Below are 16,867 nucleotides of genomic sequence, written 5' to 3'. Positions count from 1 at the left end.
AAAGAAAGAGATCAAATGGATAACTGTGCTTCAAAACTGGATCAGGTAGAACTACCTTTTGTCAGCTCCACCCTTCCACCCATCAAGCCTTTCGTCAGGTGGGTAGGTGGCAAATCGCGATTGCTTTCTCGCATTCTTCCGCACGTGCCTGACACTATTCAAAATTACTACGAGCCATTTCTCGGTGGAGGAGCGGTCTTCCTGGCTTGTGCTGGGCGCGTTTCCGGTCGCTCATATTTAGCAGACCTCAATGAACACCTCGTAGCGGCCTGGATTGCAATGCGAGACCATCAGCCTGCGTTGCGTCCGCTCCTCGATTGGTATATGGAGAATGACTCCAAGGAATTCTACTACGAGGTTCGCTCGGCTGCTCCAACTTCCCTCATCGAGAGGGCTGCAAGGTTCTTTTACCTAAACGGTGTGTCTTGGAACCACCTATGGCGTGAGAATTCTCGCACAGGGGCGATGAATGCACCTTGGGGCGACCGTCGCTTCAAAGGCTTCGACGACGCTACTATGGCGACGATAGGGAAGGTGTTGTCTCGGGCAGATATCGTTGCTGCCGACTTCCGAGAGGTGCTGAAGACAGCCTCAGATGGTGATTTTGTTTATCTTGATCCCCCATATTTGCCCATATTTTCTCAGCCGGACACTGAAAAAGAGCCGACTGCAAAATTTAACAAATACACTGCAAAAACCTTTGAGGCGGTTGACCTTATTGAGCTTGCAGATATTTGCGCCGCTCTTTCTCGGAGAGGGGTGAAATGGATTATGTCTAATCGCGATACTGAATCAGTACACGAGCTATTTCCTGACACTGAAATTATAAAATTCACAACCCACCGCTCGCTGGCAGCACAGAGTCGGCGTGAGGTTGAGGCACATCGGTCGCCGGAGGCGATCATCATCGGGAGAGGTTGAATGTCTGCTTTGCCAGTGGAATGGGTGCTCGTGATTTATTACGGGCCCTCGGCGCATCGCGCAACGTATGGGCGCCTTGGCCGCAGTGATGCGGTGAACAAGACATATACGAAAGACTATATTCAGCTGTCGAGAAAGGATGAGTTTATTGCTGCTGTAAAGCGATTCTTTCCAGAGACAAACGAGAACGGTTCGGCGTCGCTGACGTACAAGTGGCCAACAGGAACGGCTACAGGTACGCTCGTCCTGCGTTCTGCGGATCGTCCACACCTCAAGTGGGAAACAAGTATTGGCGCTCCCCAGGTCTGGAAGATGGCCGTCGCGACAAGCGACGCTACCGCCGAGACGATACCTGGCGATCCGTCCCACGTTGATATAGCCGATGCCGAGAATGAGTTTGCATTACTCGCGAGTCGTGGAGCGGGTCAGCCGTACTTAATAGCAGTTAAATTGCAGGATGATCCCGGCACGTTGCAATTACGTGCTTATCTGGATAATCCGAGTACAAGTTATGCTTGGGCTGACATGCAGCTTGTTCCGCAGAGTATTCAGAGGTTAGCTGCTAAAACGTCGCAAAGCTCAGCGCTTCAGTGGTCGACAATCACAAGCGGTGGCGTGGTACCGAATGCAGAAGTTAGCGATATTTTTGCACGGCTCATTGCAATGGAAAGCCCGCTTTCTTTGATCGAAACGCTTGATGCTGCGACGGCTCGTGCATTGGCTGCGTACCTCCGAAATCCTGGCTATGGATTGTTTTTCGATCCTGCTCTTAATCATGACGCATGGTTACAGCTCTCACCGCTTGATGAAACGCTGGCGGCGTCCGCTAGTGCTTTTCTAGAGATGCTAGAGGCACGATTTCCGATGGTCCCGCAAGGCGACGCGGCGGCTGAGACTTTAGAGGTTTCTGCTGATGAGGTTGAAGAGTTTAGAGGTCAGATAAAACAAGAAAATTATGAAGTCGCTGATTCTCACGCGACTGTCAAAACCAGGGGTAGTGCTCAGAGGGCGTTTGCAGAAGCAGTCAAAACTAACTATGGATTTAAGTGCGCTTTAACTGGAATCGAGAACAAGGATTTTCTTGTGGCTTCGCATATTGTTCCATGGAGTGTCGATCAAAGTATCCGATTGGATCCGTCTAATGGTATCTGTCTTTCGCTTCTCGTAGACCGAGCTTTCGAGAAAGGATACCTAATGGTTCTGGACGACTTTACTATTTCTGTCGATTGGGGAAAAGTTGGAAGTGACGGCGCGCTACGTAATCAGCTTCTGCCCTATGATAAATGCACTCTTGCGGTGCCTAAAGGCAACTTGCCTAAGTTAGATTATCTTCAGCGTAGGCGAGCATTGACTACCCTGATTGAATAGCTGATGTCTGATTGCTGTGTGAGTCGATGCGGTATACCGGATTTAATATATGCTTCGGCCCTTAAAGCTGATTTAAGTAAAGCCAAGGCACGGACTTCAATGCCTTGGTATCAGTTGATTCCGACTGGCTTATCGTCTTTGTCATAGCAAATCGGATATTCGCAATGTCGCCTGCATTGGGTATTTCTAATTCGTAGACCGCCGGCAGGTACTGAATCGGCCCTAATTTCCGGGATGCCTTGGACTGGCTCCTTTTGGCCGTTTTCTGCCTGTCGCGACCGTCAGAAAACGACCGATTCTGTTGAAAAAGTCGGATGTGGTTTTCACGGCAGAAAAGTACGCGCATGAGATTGAAATTTTGAATCGCCGTAAAGGCATTCAGACTCAGATTTCACGTAGCAGTGCGTAAAAGAGGCGCTTTCACCGATCAGTCTTTTGGCAGTTTGAGAAAACCGACTTTTTCAACAGAATCGACCCATAGCGGACGTTCGAACACTGGAGTGTGCCACCACGGTGCGTTTGTAATTCGGTCCAGCCAGGAACCATATAAGTGGCCCCAAGGCAGTCGGTAAGCGCTCACTCACGCTCAGGCATTTGAGTCGCATAGCCTTCTTGTCCAGACCACCAAGAAATTATCGCTGCTTTCGACACGACGCCTATCGGTCCCAGGACGGGAGAAGGCAATGTCCAGCGCAGTAGGCGACCTTCTGGTGGAGCGCTTGTATCATGAGAACTGGGTTAACGTTGGCTCGAACAGTCGCGGACAGCAGCTATTGACCTTACCTGCCAATTAATCCAGCAGCAATTTTTGCTGGCAAGCACTTACCGCACAGCGCTACGAATAAGATACGGGAGCAGTTGAGTCAGTTAATTAAATTCGCAGTACGCTAGTAGTGCGGATTTTCGTTAGCAAGTAACCTTGGCGATATTGTATTGAGCAATTTCGCCGGCGTGCGCTGTGCTAGGTAATGTGATTTAGTCAATGCAATTTTAATTGCCGTGATGAGGAAATAGGAGTGGGCGATGTGTAAGAAAGCGGCTGAGGTGCCAACTGCTGTAGGTAATAGGTGGATTGTAACAGAGGCGGGATTCTATGAACGTTATAAGCCAATCAGAAATAATTTGAGAAAATATACCGTATCTAGCATTTTGGCGGTGTGCGCCGAAAAAATTAATAGTTTCAACACTGATGACCTGAACGGGCTTATGGCGCTTCCATGGCTTTGGATAGTGGTGTTGAAGTGGGCGCTTATGGATCCCGGGCGCCTGATCGGAAAGCAAAGAGAGATGCTTCCTAATGACTTGAAAGCTCTAGAGATGTTGGTTGTAAAGCTTTCGAATTATTCACGGCTGCCGGATGAGTACGAACCAACCGAGTTGTATAGTAGAGCAATGATATATCAGCAATATACATATCAGCGTTTTGTATCGCTAAAAGGCATAATGAGACAGCGGGAAATGTTTTCAAGAGCTAAAGGTAATGATTACTTTAAAACTGAATTCAGCTCAAAGTATGGATTGGGGCTTGACACATTTCTTAAGTTGTCAGCCTTTCTGGTAGCCATTCTGGAAGCTAGGAAAATTTATAAATTTCATGTGCATGACTTGCCTGTCTCAAAGTTCAGGTTTGATGACGTGGAAAACTTCCTAACTGCGATTTCTATTGATGTTGCCCTTGTGGGCAGCCAGTTCAGGGAGTTTTCTACTTCTTGCAGGCGGCCTGCTGAATTTCTTGAGCAGACGCCATTTTTAAATTTTCCAATAATAAAATGCGGCTTAGAATACTGGTGCGTTAGCAGAAAGGTTTTATCTAAGTCTTTAGATTATTTTGTTTATGATGCACTAAAGCGAACGACTAAATTCCCTATTAGGTTTGGTAGGCGATTTGAGACTTATGTTGGCGATGTTATTCGGCGGTCGAAACTCCCTTTTCGTACGGAAGATGATTTAAAAAAGGTTTTGGGTACGCAGAGTAAGCTAGTTGATTTTCTAATTCATTCTGGCGGGGAAAATATTTTTGTCGATGCGAAAGGGGTAGAGCTTGCCGATCGCGCAAAGTTTACGCACTTGAGTGATGTACTTAAGGGGTCAATAAAAAGCTCACTATTAAAGGCTGTTGAGCAAGGGCAAGAGGTAAAAATAAATCTGGACAGCACTAATGATTGCTCTTGGGGGATCAGAAGCCAGGCTAGAAACTTTTTGTTTGTGGTGACCTATAAGTCCCTTTGTATAGGGAATGCTTTATTTTTGGATCATTTAATACGCGGGGAGGTGGCCCGCAGTCTCTCGTCTTATTCAGAGTGCAGTAGGATTCCTTTGGAGAATATATATTTTTTTAGTATTGATGAGTTTGAGTCGCTAATGCATCTTGTGGGCAGTGGGAAAATCACCATTAATGAAGCAATGGTGCGAGCAAAGGAGGCGGACTCAAACCTTGAAACGGAAAAATATTATTTTGCTGCTCACCTCTCTACGTGGCCAGAATATCATGAGTTAGGGGGGGCTTTTGATGAGCAAGCGGAGGATTTTCTCTCTGAGTATGCTCAATGACGGATGCTATGGGTGCTCTTTAGGCTCTGTACGAAATACCGAGAAACCCAATTGCCGCCCCTCGAACGCTGAGATTTCGTAGAGTCCAACCAATGGCCGAGGTCGGCCGCGCTTGAGCGATCGACTGATGCTCGATGGCGTGCTCTGGGCTCTGCCCAGGTGCTGCCTGGCGAGATATGCCAGACCATTTTGGCCAATGGTCAACGGTGTATTAACGGTTTCGGGGCTGGCGAAACCAAGGGACGTTCGATCAGATGCTCTATCGCTCGCTACGTGATCGACACTGCCAATGGCTACACCTACGCACCTTTGTCCGCAGTGGAAGCTGCGGGATGGGTACTAAATGGTGAGCGCTATACAGGTTTTGCAACACCAGCTCAAGTCTTCTGGAGTGGGTTTGCCAAGGGCATCGTGGACACACAAATCACTGATCTTTAATCAGAGAAAGCTTGGGGCCGCTGCTCACTGCGACAGGCTGCTAAGGGTCGATTGCAGCCCTTCGCGACAGGTAACAATCGGCCAGAATCTCACAACGGCAAGCGACTGCTAGCGGCCAATGGAGTCTTTCGAATGTGCTCGAATCAAAGGCGTTCTGAGCGCAACAGCAGTTGCCCAAATACCATTTAGCTGTCCAAACATCCAGCGTGGATGGAATGCCAGTAACCGAGGTGGATTGAGCCATAGTAGCGTTGCGCCTCTACGATCCCAATCGGCTCCGAACACCTAGATACCGTTAGTCGCATTAAATGTTCAAATAGTCATTTCCCTTAGCATTGAAGCTAAGCATTATGTAGCTCAGGACTAACAGCAAATTTTTTTTTTGTAATCGAAAAAACCTCAACAGCTCGTGGAAAATGGATTGATCATGACGCCAAATGACGAATATTTAAATGCATTGAACGCTTGGGCGCCAAATTTGGGAGAAGTCCTTAGTACTCTTGGCTACCTTGGCTCACCCTCCTCAACAGCTTGGCTCACCTCAAGCCCAATGCATTTGGATTTACTCTTACTTTTCAACGCAGACGGACATGCTGCAGCATCAGAGATGTGGCGAAAAATCCTGAAAGATAAAGAGATAGCTCCATCGCCAGTGTTTATGTTGATACTTGAACATATGCGACGAAACCCTGTTGATATGAATAATTCATTAAGGTCTATTAGGATAGACTTTTTTTCGAAGTCGTTAGCCAATATTGCATATCGAACCGCTGACGCGTTATATGAAGATGCTAAGGGGAGTTTCGCAGGTCATGAGATTGACGTAGCCATTGCACGGTACCGGGTTGCCCTTTCCGAATTTAGGTTCTCCATCGAAAGTCAAGAATTAGGTGAGGCTGCTAGGCGAATAGCTACCGGTAAGTATGCAACTGCCGTCGCAATGATCGGGCGATGGGTTCAAGTTTCGCCTGCCACTGTGTCAAGAGCATTATCTTATTCTAAAGAGTCTATGACTCTTGGGAATCTGAAACCTGAAACACTTACTTACCGACTTGAGCTCTTGGTTCAACAATTTGACCAAACTGGTGACGAAAACCTTCTGCAAGATGCGCTAAAGCTACTTTCGGAGAATTTAAATATCGTTGAGGGATCAGAACTTGCAGAGGTTGAGGCCCGCCTCCGTCTAGCGTTGCTCTCAGGCTCCGGCATTGGAACCGTTAGACTCCAACAGCTAAAAATAGCGAAACGTAAGCTGGCCTACTCTCGCCCTAGGGGATCAGTTGATGAAGCGCGTTGCCGCGTTTTATCCACCATAGTTGAAGCGGCCAAACAGACTCAGTTGAGTCTGCCAGCAAGGTCGATGGCAATACCAAGGGGACTGCTTGCATTAATGGCTACACAACCTTCTCCTAAATTGTGGGGAATTATTAGATGTGTAATCAATAATTTAGAATACCTTCTAACAGATAGAGGGTCTGTACCAGCTGCCGTGTTGAGCGCACAGTTTCTACGTCAAATGGTAGATGGTCCATCAGATCTTCTTAAGCCTAATGATCTATCTAGGTACGTAAATGTAACAAGGTCACTGTCTGAAATGGCTCGGTCTAACCGGCACGTTCAATGGGAGGCTGGAGCCGCGGCACTTTCAGTAGCTAAGCGAACTAACGATTTAAACTTGGCTCATAGTGCTCAAGATATATTCTCTGAACTTTGCAATCAACATCCCACTTGGCCGCTTCCGAGAATCGGTATAGCGCGAGTGAAGGACTACCTAGATGGGCTTTCAGGTGGTGAAACGTCATATACCTCAGGCAGTTGGCGTGAGGCAGCTATCCTAGCCCTAAATTCCCCAATCTACGCAAGATCAAATTTGGGTGGGCGTAACGAGGTGTTCGCTGTTGCTGACGCTCGCGGATTTCTTTCTGAAACCTTCGTCTTCAAGCGTACCACTAAAGACAAGGCAGACCACGAGGCGGCGATGTTGACCTCGTTACGGAAGGTGATCGCTTCTCGGGGAGATACGAGTCTGTTTGAAGTGCCTCGCTCGCTCGCGATTGTTGAAGTTCCGTCTGAAGACGAGCGGCGATGGGTACACGTATCTCAGCGAGCAGCGGGACGATTGGTGAGCGAGCTTTCTGCGGAAGAGGCTTTAGCCGTACTAGAGCCGATCACAGACTTGCTCGCTATCTATCATAACGTTGCAGGAAGACCTCCGGAGGGTAAATCAGCATGGCGACCATTAAAAGACTACCTCAAAATGTGGTCGAGGAGCCTCTTCGAGCAAGAACAAGCTGACCGTTTTGTAGACTCCCTGCGTACACTTTTTCCTGCAGAGCTACCGCTGGTTAGAAAACGAGACGGTCATGCATCAAACTGGATTGTTGACCCGGCTGGGCGTATCGTAGCCATTGATCTTGAATCTAGTGAGTTCATACCGATTGGATACGATGTTGTCCAACTCATAGAAGACAATGCGCTTATACAAGCGAACCTGGACGGCTGGCGTATGCGAATTGCGCTTATGAAAAGATATCTCGGCCGAATGGGCCATGCACTTAGTGAATCAGACTTAACTGTCGCATACGGGTGGTTCGCTATTACTCGGGCCCTACGACTAGGAACGGAAAAAGAGGCAGGGAAGCACCTGAGACGTCATGCGCGGGAGCTCTGTGGTCTGATCTCAGAATGCTGCACTGACTTAATCCAAAATTTGGCGCGGGAACTGCTTCAGGCTCTCTCCCGCATAGAACACAATGAAGTAACTGAATCCGCGCCTAGCCATGACCATAGGCGATTGAGTAAGGCAATGTCCTATCAACTTCGCCATTACGGCCCGAGCAACGGAATACCTGTGGATGACACAGGGTTTGCGAGCATGGAGGATTTAGCTCGCTTACTCGAAGTGGATTCGAGTCATTTACTCGCTATTGCAGAACATCCCGGCGAGCCAAGATTCGAGGTAAGAGACGGCCGAATTAGAGCTCTTTACGGGCATACACTGGAAGTCGTTATCGATGCCGGTATCAAGTTGGGAGCACCAACTGCTTTGTATCACGGGTCTAGCTGGTCCGTACTCGATAGGATCGTGAGGGACGGAGTAATACCGATGGCGCGGCGTATGGTGCATTTGACAAATGTTGCTGAGGAGGCCATCGCGGTAGGCGAACGCAAGGGCGCTCCGGTTGTTCTTGCGATAGAGCAAAGCAATGATGAAACGCCCGTCGCTGAAGGCATTTGGGTGTCAGCGCACGTTCTGCCAAATCGCCTTTCCATAATTAATCCTTTTATTGAGGAGGCTGGTGCGTCTCGCTAAATATAAGCAGCCTTTCCCATAGATGAAACTAACAACCTTCGCCTTCTTCTAGCAGTTTATCTTTTGCTTGCTAAGGAGAGGGAGAAACAGGAGCCCAGAATCTGCTCTGGGCTCCTCCTAGCTTTGATCTTGACTGTCCGCTATTGGCCGACAGCTGGCCTGTCATAAGCGGCCATTCGATGCGAACCGCATTTGGCTCTCGTAGGCTATTGTTTTTTTGATGCATGCTGACCTTATGGCGAATTGACATAGGGGTCATGGAATGCACTAATCGTTAACAACTATTCAAACCCAGCTAGGAGCTGTGTTTGCACAGATAGGGGGAAAGATGGTATCTGGTGAAGTGCAGATGCAAGCAATACCTGATCGCGTGCCTAACAAGCAATGTTGGATGCTGTTCAAGGTGGCTAATCTAGATCGACTACAGGCGCTGCAGCGTGGCCTGCTTTACATGAATAGCGTCGACTATTTCGCGAAGCTTGAAGGTGAAGCCGGCGCTGCACTTCGAAGGGACGAGCTTGAAAATGTGTACCTTAAGCTCAGCTCTGGTATTAGGGATGGGGTAGTCAGCGAGCTCGCACTCCAGGTTGAAGGTCACGACGAAATCGTATTGAACCCTGAGACAATCATGACCCTGAATTTACCTCGACCTGAAACCGTCATGGTGTACTGCCTGGGTTCTGTATCAGCCGGACATGACGGTCACATTTGGGGACTCGACAACGGAATGCTGCAATTCAGTGAGCGTTTCCGAGAGTTTGGTACCCATGTCCTTCGTATTACGAACCATGCAGAGTTTTCTAAAAGACTTTCACAAGCCATCGCGACCCACCCTCTCCTTTATAACTCTCCCTTTTTTGAAGGTGGCTACGGCCAGGTCGATTACGTAGATTTTAGCGACTACAGCGGCCCGATAGGATTGTTTCGCAAACCCATTGAGTATGCTTGGCAACGAGAGTACAGACTATGCTTTGGCGCTGAACCTGAGGCTCTAAATGATCGAGGGGCGTTAGAGCTAAATATTGGGGACCTATCGGACATCACTCAGATCACAACGGTAGAGAGTTTCACGTCGAACCCGATAAAAATCATTGAAAGGAACTACAGAATAGTCGATGGCAAGCCTGTGCAAGTCCCTAGCTAAACTTATGTTTCAGAGCGGCGCCGTGTAAATAAAGAGCGTAAATAGGCTACGTAAAGAAATAAAGAAGCGAAGCCAAATTAATGGTTTCGCTTCTAATGTTTACGATTCTGAAAAGCTGCGGTTCAGAACGGTATGTCATCGTCGAAGGTGACTGTAACTTTCGGGAGAGGCAAAGCGCTCTTTGGTAATGGTAGATTCGTAACAATGAAAAGATTGAGTATGTCGTCTCTGTCCATAAACATGATCTGAGAGCGCTTCGTGGCATCTAGCTTGTTGCCTATCCAGTTTCTTGCCTGTTTTGTTATCTCGCCGCCCGCGACGATGAATGCGTGGTCAACCAAGACTCGTCGATTCAGTTCCGAATCGAAAATCTCGTGGCCAAGCATCATGTTCACCTGATTGTGAATCTCGGCGACATTCGATGAACCAGGTCTTCCTGCGCCCGCTGAATCTAGCTTACCCTTTTTTGCTTGGATACCGAAGTAGAGGACATGGAGAGTCGGCAGGGTGTATTTCATCCACACGTCCTTGCCATATTCCAACGCCTTATCTTTGTGACCCGTTACGGTTACGCGATGAAACCCAAGCTGACGGAATAACGGCAGCAGCACCTCCTCGATCAGCTCATCTTCAGAACACTTGTCGAGGTATGTGGTGAGTAGCTCTCGGCGTTCCATCTCCGCTGGTGTAAGCGGCCGATGCGGGTTCGCTATCTGCGCAATGGTGTTAGTGGCATTGTGGCGCAACTGGCCGAGGCCGTGCTCGTCGAAGAACGCTTCCCAACCTTCTCGCACCAGAACAGCGTTAAGCGCGGCAAGCGCTCTGCTCCTGTCCGGATCTCCCTCCTGCGCGTCGCCCTTGTCGAGAGTTGCACGGATGATCCGAATGAAAGCATCAGGTGGAACCGAAGGACTGGCATGCGGGAGAGCCAACACCTCCTCCAGTCTGCTTGCAACCCATGCCCAGCGGGTTGAACCGTCGTGGGTGTAATCTAAGTCACAATCTTGAAAGAACTCAGTGATGTAACTGCTTGAACGATACCGAAAGTGCTCAGAGTCGCCACAAACAATGTGGGCGAGTTCTCTTAGATTCCTGCTCTTCCATTTCATTTGCGTTCCTAGATTAGGCGGAGTGAGGCTGAAGCACAGCAGACATAAGACAGTCAGCGGATAATGATCGCCAGATGTGGGTAGATAGCTGCCGCTGACAATATAGGGTCGTCAGCTTTTTCAGTGATCGATTGAGCATAGCTTCCCATCGGCCCCTCGCTTTGCTGGCACGAAAGGCTCCCCAGCGTGGCCGTTATCGCAATTTCTAAGGCGCCAGACCGTCTAGTGTAGTACTTCTACCAACCTTCTCCGTGTGGACTCAGACGCGACTCCGGTTAAGGAGTCAGGACCACGCGCAGATCGGGTACCCGATACGATTCAGCCGTTTTGTGACTGACCGCTTATGGCCGTTTTCTGCCCGTCGCAGACCGAGGTCAGCCGGGGGAGGGCTGGTGTTCCGTTATGCCTTGAAATTTTGGATTGACCGTTAGCTTTGAAGCCTGCGAACGGCTACGGTAATCGAGGTTAAGACCCTCACTTCACACGAACTGATCGGCCGGGCGGGCCGCAGGGATGAAATGCGCTTTAATCGGACGTTAGCGTGCCCGCTTACATCGATTTGACCGAGATAACTTCCACAAATCTGAATTTTTTCTTGGCTAACTTTGTAGCTTCTTGCTCTGCAACTAGAGAACTGAGCGTATCGGCTTCATATACAATCTCGTGCATCTTGCCTTCGAATTCATTCCCCACCCTAAGTGTGACTTTCAATCTGGGAGTAAAGGATTTTGAAAGTTTCTTTTTCTTCACTACCTTTGTCTGCTCCGCGATCACGATTTCCGGTGCAGTGTCTTGCTCATGGGTGTCGACTACTGATGCAGGCGCCTCTGGCGCACCGAATAGCGCCCTACGCATTTCTTCTTCCGTCAGTTCTGTAGTCATAACATTTCTCGAGAGGGGGTCGTGTATAGAGTTTTCGATTCTATCACTGCGGACAGCGTCGGAAATAAGAAGGCTTGACGTGGTATCTGACTTGCCATAGCCACTAAATCCGAACGTGCGTGAGTTTCTGCTCAGAGCGCTTGTTCGAATGCAGCCTTATTGACACTCATGCTTGTGTTGTCGCCGCTTCACATTTACCCTTTGCTCCGTCGCGGTCAATCCCGCGACCGGGTGTCGCAACCTGAATCGAAACCAAGGCGCGGTATGTGCCATATCGCACAGTCAGCACTTCAAGTGCTAGCTGCTGCTCTTCTATGGCGCACCGTGCAGGGCAGGCTTCGGCCTGGCCGGGTTCCTTGGTTTCCGGTTTGCGACCCCTGTACGGTGTGCCACCCATTCGTGTCGCAACGGCGGATGGCATTCCTTAATCAAACCAAGGAGATAAGGAAAATGGCATGTCCCCCTTTTAAGCTCGCGCGCCACCCCGGCCAAATGGTTCAGGCTGCAAACTATCTCGGAGGATTCCGTGATGTTTGATCTTTCGCTACTCATCGGACTCCCCAAACCCAACAGCATCGATACTTCAGTGCTTACCCCTGAAGATGCAGCGATTAAACTGCGACAGGCCGCCACGCTTCGGCTTAATGGCGCCCAGAGTGTTCTGCTTCATTTTCCGCAAGAGGTTGAGCTGGCAGTAGAGCTGTTGGATGACGCCGCGGTGTTGTACGACAGGGCGTTTCGGAATTTAACTGGCATCCCAGCTCAAAGCGTCCATCAACAGATCCATGAATATGTCTCTGTCCCGTCAGTTGAAGGGGCTCCCGCGATCCAAACTCCGTGGGGCGATGAGTTCGCTCCGGTAATCAAGGAGGGCGTTCGTTGCGCAGAGACTTGGCTTGAGGGCTCATCATTACCGTTATGGTGGGCGCTGTCTCAGAACCGAAAACGTCATCATCCAGGTGATCCACAGGAGGCATTTGAAGCAGGTTTTTTGCTGCGGTTGCAGCAGACGCTGATCATGCGACGTGAGGCCGTCACTTCCCAATCAACCCGCTTCGATGCCTGAGTTTGTAATTGACGTTTGAGATTTGCTTTTCCCGCCAAACCCTCCGATCAAGCGATCTGTGATCGCGCCGATCGGAGGGTTCACTCGCTTTTTCTCGAAGCCGCCGCGTTCACCCTCCATGCTCAAATTTAATTCACACAACGCCTACTTTCACCATCAGTATTTCCCCACGATTTCCATCGAGCGCAGCGCCATTTCAGTGTGTGTGCGAATCTTTTCGTTGGGCATTGATGTAGGTGGGGCGACAGCGGCGACGCCGGCGACAACCCACGTAGAACGTGGCCTGGAGCATGGCGACAAAAGTGGCGACAGTCGCCACTTTCTGAGCACTTCGGCAGTGACGCTTGACCGCCTTTTCGAGTGGGTATAAAAATTGGCGCACGGATCGCTGTCGTTGACAGCACCTGCCCAGGTAGCCAGAACCTTCAAGGCTACGCCACTTGTGTGGTGGTTCTTCCCGAAGTGCGAATAGCGTCCGGCGGCTCGCACGGTCACTCCCCAGGAGTGATGGATGCCTACTCGACTGATCTACCCATTGCGGCAGACGATGGACCTTCCTCGCTGCATTGCAGCAATCTCACCTCTCGGCACATGTCGCTGCGCCAGACCGCGCCCGTCTCTTTCTACCGGAAAGAGACGGGCGCTCGTACCACTGCTGCAAGCCAGGTCGCACATGGCATTGCCGCAACTCTCCTCGTGACAATCGGCCTGACAAATCCGATTCGTCGCAATCCGCAACGACACAGGCGCCGGTGCCGCAGCCGATGGAAAGATTGCACCTGACTGACAGTCAGGCATGCCCCAGGTGTCGATGTTGTTGCCTCCTCCCGCTCAGGATCTCCAGGTGTCGAACTCGTCAGTCGGCACAGCCTCCACCCGCCCGCATCTTCGGATGCGTCTAAGGAGGTCAGATTCATGGGTTCATGCCCTTGCTCCCGGTCGTAAGGAGCCGTTCGTTCCACGTCAGTGAACACCTCACAGGCTGCAGGGGCCTTGATCCCTGAAAACACTCAACAGCCGTGGCGGGACTATGTGAGGACAACCAGTAATGATCGAGGAGAGGGGCCATGCAGCAGTTAGATCCGAAGCTTGAACTACCACGACCGCCTCGACCGCTGATTGAGTCGAATCCAGTGGCCCAGCCTTATCCGGTACAGGCACTGGGTGGGATTCTTGGGCCTGCGGTGCAGCGCATGGCCGAGGTCATCGGCGTGCCCCAGGCGCTGGCCGCGCAATCGGTGTTGGCCGCCTCGGCTCTGGCGACTCAAGGTCATGCGGGTTTGCAACTCGACGGGAGAAATTATCCCCTTTCGCTGTACCTGATCACGGTGGCCGCGTCCGGTGATCGCAAAACGGCGGCAGATCGATGTGCCTTGCTGCCAGCACGGCTATGGGAGCGTGAACAGTGGCAGCGCTACCGCGAACAACTTGCCCGCTACCGTGCCGCACAGCGACAAGCGCAGCGTATCAACCCTGCCGATCCCGCCCCCACAAGCAGCGTACCGCTCGAAGCGGAGCCTTCGGCCCCTCGGTTGATCACCACAGACCCGACGATCGAGGCCCTGGTCAAGGGGCTCTGCCATGACTTGCCGAGCATGGGGCTGTTCTGTGACGAAGGAGGACAGTTTCTCGGCAGCAGCACCATGAGTCGGGATAACCGTTTGAAAGCGGTCACGACCTTGTCGTCACTCTGGGACGGTAGCCCGATTGATCGTGCTCGCTCCATGGTCGGTGAAAGCTTGCGAGCTTATGACCGACGCCTGAGCCTGCACCTAATGCTGCAACCGTATTTAGTCATGCAGTTACTCAGTGATCCGTTGCTTCAGGGGCAAGGCATTCTCGGTCGCTGCCTTATGACCTGGCCCACGAGTCTTGCTGGACAACGTAGCTACCAGGCTGTCGACTTATCCAAAGACGCTGCCCTAAAGCGCTATCACCACCGCCTTTCGGCGCTGTTTCATCAGCCTTGGTCATTGTCTCCTGATGGTGCTCTACGGCTATCACTGCTGACGCTCAGTCCATTGGCCCGACGTCGCTGGATTGATCTGCATGATGCTATCGAAGCCCAATTGGGTGAGTTTGGGGAACTGGCTAGCGTGCGGCCCAGCGGATCGAAGGCCGCCGACAACCTGCTGCGCATCGCCGGCATCCTGGCAATGGTGGAGGAGAGCAGTGTCGTGGAAGTCGAGCATATCCAACGGGCCTCGGCCTTAGTCGGCTACTACCTCACCGAGATCCAGCGCCTGACCGAGCAGGAGCCGGTGTGCCGAGTAAAGGAAGAGGCTGATCGGCTGCTGCGCTGGCTGCAGGTCAAGGATTGGAAGCGCTTCAGTATTCGAGACCTGAACCGCAACGGTCCTCGCTTCGCCCGTAAGAGCAGTCGTCACACCGCCAAGCTGCTGGTCGAGTTACTTGATCATCAGTGGCTGATCACCGACGGCCACACCTTCGAGGTGCGCCATGTTCAATCTTGATGAAGCGCTGCGCAACCACTTGGCTAAGCGCCAACAAAAGGAGCCGAAAGCGCGGTTTGTCGCCGCGAGTGTCGCCACTCTGTCGCCACGCTCAAAGCCAGGCAGGACAAGGGGTGTCGCCGTTGTCGCCGGTGTCGCCACCACCAGTAAAACTATAACCTCGACGACAGCCATTATTCAGTGGTTGAAAGAGGAGGGCGCGCATCTCTACGTCACTGACAGCATGCTGTGTTTTCGCCCGAATGATTGGGCTCAACTCGCCATCGTGAGCGCACACTGGCGAGCCCTTTTGCATGATCTCGCGACAGTCGATCAGGAACAGAAAAATGGCTCGGGTCGGTAAGCGAGCGGGGCGCAATTTCGGCTTCGGTCGCCAGCTCAGCTATGCCGGACCGCAAGCCCTGAAAGATCTGTTTGGCGACGGTCATTTCGCTACCGTCAAAGCCCATAGTGATCGTTGGCAGGCCTTCGTGAATTGGTGTCGATCCGAGGATGGGCCGAGGCTGAATGACGCGCGACAGATCGACCGCGAGATCCTCATGCGGTATGCCGTCCACGTGCGGGAGCAGGTTGATCAGGGCAACGTCGGCATTGCCACCGCGCAGAACCGACTGTCCAGCGTGAACCGAACGATGGCCGCGCTGCGCGGTGATCAGTACGTCAAAATCCCCAGTCCGAGCAAGGCGCTGGGCTTGCAGCGCTCAAGCGTGCGTAGTGAGGCTCCGCAAGGCCAAGACCGTGCGCAGGTTAAGTTGATCGCACGGGCGCTGTCAGATCGTCAGCAATCGAGGGTGAGTGCCATTGTGCTCCTAGCCCGGGAGACTGGCATGCGCCTGCGCGAAGCGATCTTGGCGGACTTGCCACGACTGCAAGGAGAGGCTCAGCGACTGGGAAAGATCAATATCCAGGACGGCACTAAGGGCGGCCGATCCGGCGCGTCCGCACCACGTTGGATTACTATCACGGATCAAATCCGTGTCGCCTTGGATAGGGCCTGGGAGGCTTCACCCAGCGGCAGTCGGAACCTGTTGGCTCCCAACGAGAGCTACAAAGAGTTTATGCAATCAGTTGTGCGACCGGCACGGGACCTCCTGCATGAACATGGATTGAAAGGCTTTCATGAGCTGCGGGCGGCTTACGCCTGTGAGCGTTATGAGCAACTGACTGGCTTGAATACACCCGTCAATGGCGGTCGTGGTCATCGAGAGAGTCGAGAGCTCGATCAACGTGCACGCGAGCAGATCAGTCATGAGTTGGGACATAACCGCATCGATGTGGTGAGTGCCTACATCGGAGGCCGGCGATGACGGCCGAGTTCGACATAGCGTTGTTCCTGCACCCCGTGCTCAAAGGTGCACATGCCACGCAGCAGCGGCACATCAGACAAGCAGAAAGGATGCACGAGGTGATTCGTGAACGCTGGGGTTGCGCGACTCCCTGGTCCTGGAGAAAAAAGCACGTGAGATGGTTTTTGGAGCACTATTTGCGATGCTCAGCTCCAGCTACCATCTACTACTACGAGTTAACAGCAGGGTTGATCCGCCGTAGAAAGGCAAAAATCGTGGTTGCCTGATAGACCTTTAAGCGTGAGCCCCTGAGTAT

12 protein-coding genes and 1 pseudogene are annotated in these 16,867 nt (G+C 51.4%); 11 read left to right on the top strand and 2 right to left on the bottom strand.

Annotated features, from left to right (window positions below):
* The first annotated feature begins 15 nt into the window (after nt 1-15).
* From B9N88_RS16705 to B9N88_RS16670, 6 genes and pseudogenes are all read left to right on the top strand, one after another.
* The gene (locus B9N88_RS16705; protein WP_027605337.1) at nt 16-921 is read left to right on the top strand and encodes a DNA adenine methylase; all 906 of its coding nucleotides are present in this window, start codon (nt 16-18) and stop codon (nt 919-921) included.
* Nucleotides 922-2,289, top strand: a complete 1,368-nt coding sequence (locus B9N88_RS16700) for an HNH endonuclease (RefSeq protein WP_027605338.1) — start codon at nt 922-924, stop codon at nt 2,287-2,289. It abuts the gene before it with no gap.
* Nucleotides 2,290-3,312: 1,023 nt separating this feature from the next.
* Nucleotides 3,313-4,839, top strand: coding sequence for a GapS1 family protein (locus B9N88_RS16690; protein WP_027605339.1), 1,527 nt, complete (start codon nt 3,313-3,315; stop codon nt 4,837-4,839).
* 100 nt (nt 4,840-4,939) lie between these two features.
* Nucleotides 4,940-5,051 (top strand): annotated as a pseudogene (locus B9N88_RS16685) (transposase); the annotation flags it as partial.
* A gap of 653 nt (nt 5,052-5,704) precedes the next feature.
* Nucleotides 5,705-8,590 (top strand): RNA 2'-phosphotransferase, encoded by a 2,886-nt coding sequence (locus B9N88_RS16675; protein WP_081744422.1) that lies wholly within the window; start codon nt 5,705-5,707, stop codon nt 8,588-8,590.
* Nucleotides 8,591-8,918: 328 nt separating this feature from the next.
* Nucleotides 8,919-9,734, top strand: a complete 816-nt coding sequence (locus B9N88_RS16670; protein WP_051429341.1) for a hypothetical protein — start codon at nt 8,919-8,921, stop codon at nt 9,732-9,734.
* A gap of 122 nt (nt 9,735-9,856) precedes the next feature.
* Here the strand turns inward: B9N88_RS16670 and B9N88_RS16665 are convergent, their stop codons facing one another.
* Together B9N88_RS16665 and B9N88_RS16660 are read right to left on the bottom strand one after the other, a co-directional pair.
* Entirely contained in the window at nt 9,857-10,843 is a 987-nt protein-coding gene (locus B9N88_RS16665) for a PDDEXK family nuclease (RefSeq protein WP_027605341.1), read from the bottom strand.
* Nucleotides 10,844-11,392: 549 nt separating this feature from the next.
* The gene (locus B9N88_RS16660) at nt 11,393-11,725 is read right to left on the bottom strand and encodes a hypothetical protein (RefSeq protein WP_027605342.1); all 333 of its coding nucleotides are present in this window, start codon (nt 11,723-11,725) and stop codon (nt 11,393-11,395) included.
* 529 nt (nt 11,726-12,254) lie between these two features.
* On the opposite strand from B9N88_RS16660, the gene B9N88_RS16655 reads away from it, so the two are divergent.
* From B9N88_RS16655 to B9N88_RS32925, 5 genes are all read left to right on the top strand, one after another.
* Entirely contained in the window at nt 12,255-12,791 is a 537-nt protein-coding gene (locus B9N88_RS16655; protein ID WP_027605343.1) for a LasR-specific antiactivator QslA, read from the top strand.
* 1,067 nt (nt 12,792-13,858) lie between these two features.
* Nucleotides 13,859-15,265, top strand: a complete 1,407-nt coding sequence (locus B9N88_RS16650) for a YfjI family protein (RefSeq protein ID WP_027605344.1) — start codon at nt 13,859-13,861, stop codon at nt 15,263-15,265.
* Nucleotides 15,252-15,608, top strand: a complete 357-nt coding sequence (locus tag B9N88_RS16645) for a hypothetical protein (RefSeq protein ID WP_027605345.1) — start codon at nt 15,252-15,254, stop codon at nt 15,606-15,608. The genes B9N88_RS16650 and B9N88_RS16645 overlap by 14 nt, the downstream gene beginning before the upstream one ends.
* Entirely contained in the window at nt 15,592-16,572 is a 981-nt protein-coding gene (locus B9N88_RS16640) for an integrase domain-containing protein (protein ID WP_027605346.1), read from the top strand. The genes B9N88_RS16645 and B9N88_RS16640 overlap by 17 nt, the downstream gene beginning before the upstream one ends.
* Complete coding sequence (locus B9N88_RS32925) at nt 16,569-16,838, top strand: hypothetical protein (protein WP_027605347.1); 270 nt, start codon at nt 16,569-16,571, stop codon at nt 16,836-16,838. The genes B9N88_RS16640 and B9N88_RS32925 overlap by 4 nt, the downstream gene beginning before the upstream one ends.
* Nucleotides 16,839-16,867 lie beyond the last annotated feature (29 nt).

Origin of the sequence: Pseudomonas sp. LAMO17WK12:I1, from assembly GCF_900177315.1 — a bacterium.
In the GTDB taxonomy this organism is placed as follows: Bacteria; Pseudomonadota; Gammaproteobacteria; order Pseudomonadales; family Pseudomonadaceae; genus Aquipseudomonas; species Aquipseudomonas marginalis.
This window is presented reverse-complemented; position numbering and strand designations above follow the sequence as displayed.

Bases quoted from the DNA above. Each gene is read 5' to 3' on its own strand.
- B9N88_RS16705 (WP_027605337.1), top strand. From the start codon at position 16: ATGGATAACTGTGCTTCAAAACTGGATCAGGTAGAACTACCTTTTGTC.
- B9N88_RS16700 (WP_027605338.1), top strand. From the start codon at position 922: ATGTCTGCTTTGCCAGTGGAATGGGTGCTCGTGATTTATTACGGGCCC.
- B9N88_RS16690 (WP_027605339.1), top strand. From the start codon at position 3,313: ATGTGTAAGAAAGCGGCTGAGGTGCCAACTGCTGTAGGTAATAGGTGG.
- B9N88_RS16675 (WP_081744422.1), top strand. From the start codon at position 5,705: ATGACGCCAAATGACGAATATTTAAATGCATTGAACGCTTGGGCGCCA.
- B9N88_RS16670 (WP_051429341.1), top strand. From the start codon at position 8,919: ATGGTATCTGGTGAAGTGCAGATGCAAGCAATACCTGATCGCGTGCCT.
- B9N88_RS16665 (WP_027605341.1), bottom strand. From the start codon at position 10,843: ATGAAATGGAAGAGCAGGAATCTAAGAGAACTCGCCCACATTGTTTGT.
- B9N88_RS16660 (WP_027605342.1), bottom strand. From the start codon at position 11,725: ATGACTACAGAACTGACGGAAGAAGAAATGCGTAGGGCGCTATTCGGT.
- B9N88_RS16655 (WP_027605343.1), top strand. From the start codon at position 12,255: ATGTTTGATCTTTCGCTACTCATCGGACTCCCCAAACCCAACAGCATC.
- B9N88_RS16650 (WP_027605344.1), top strand. From the start codon at position 13,859: ATGCAGCAGTTAGATCCGAAGCTTGAACTACCACGACCGCCTCGACCG.
- B9N88_RS16645 (WP_027605345.1), top strand. From the start codon at position 15,252: ATGTTCAATCTTGATGAAGCGCTGCGCAACCACTTGGCTAAGCGCCAA.
- B9N88_RS16640 (WP_027605346.1), top strand. From the start codon at position 15,592: ATGGCTCGGGTCGGTAAGCGAGCGGGGCGCAATTTCGGCTTCGGTCGC.
- B9N88_RS32925 (WP_027605347.1), top strand. From the start codon at position 16,569: ATGACGGCCGAGTTCGACATAGCGTTGTTCCTGCACCCCGTGCTCAAA.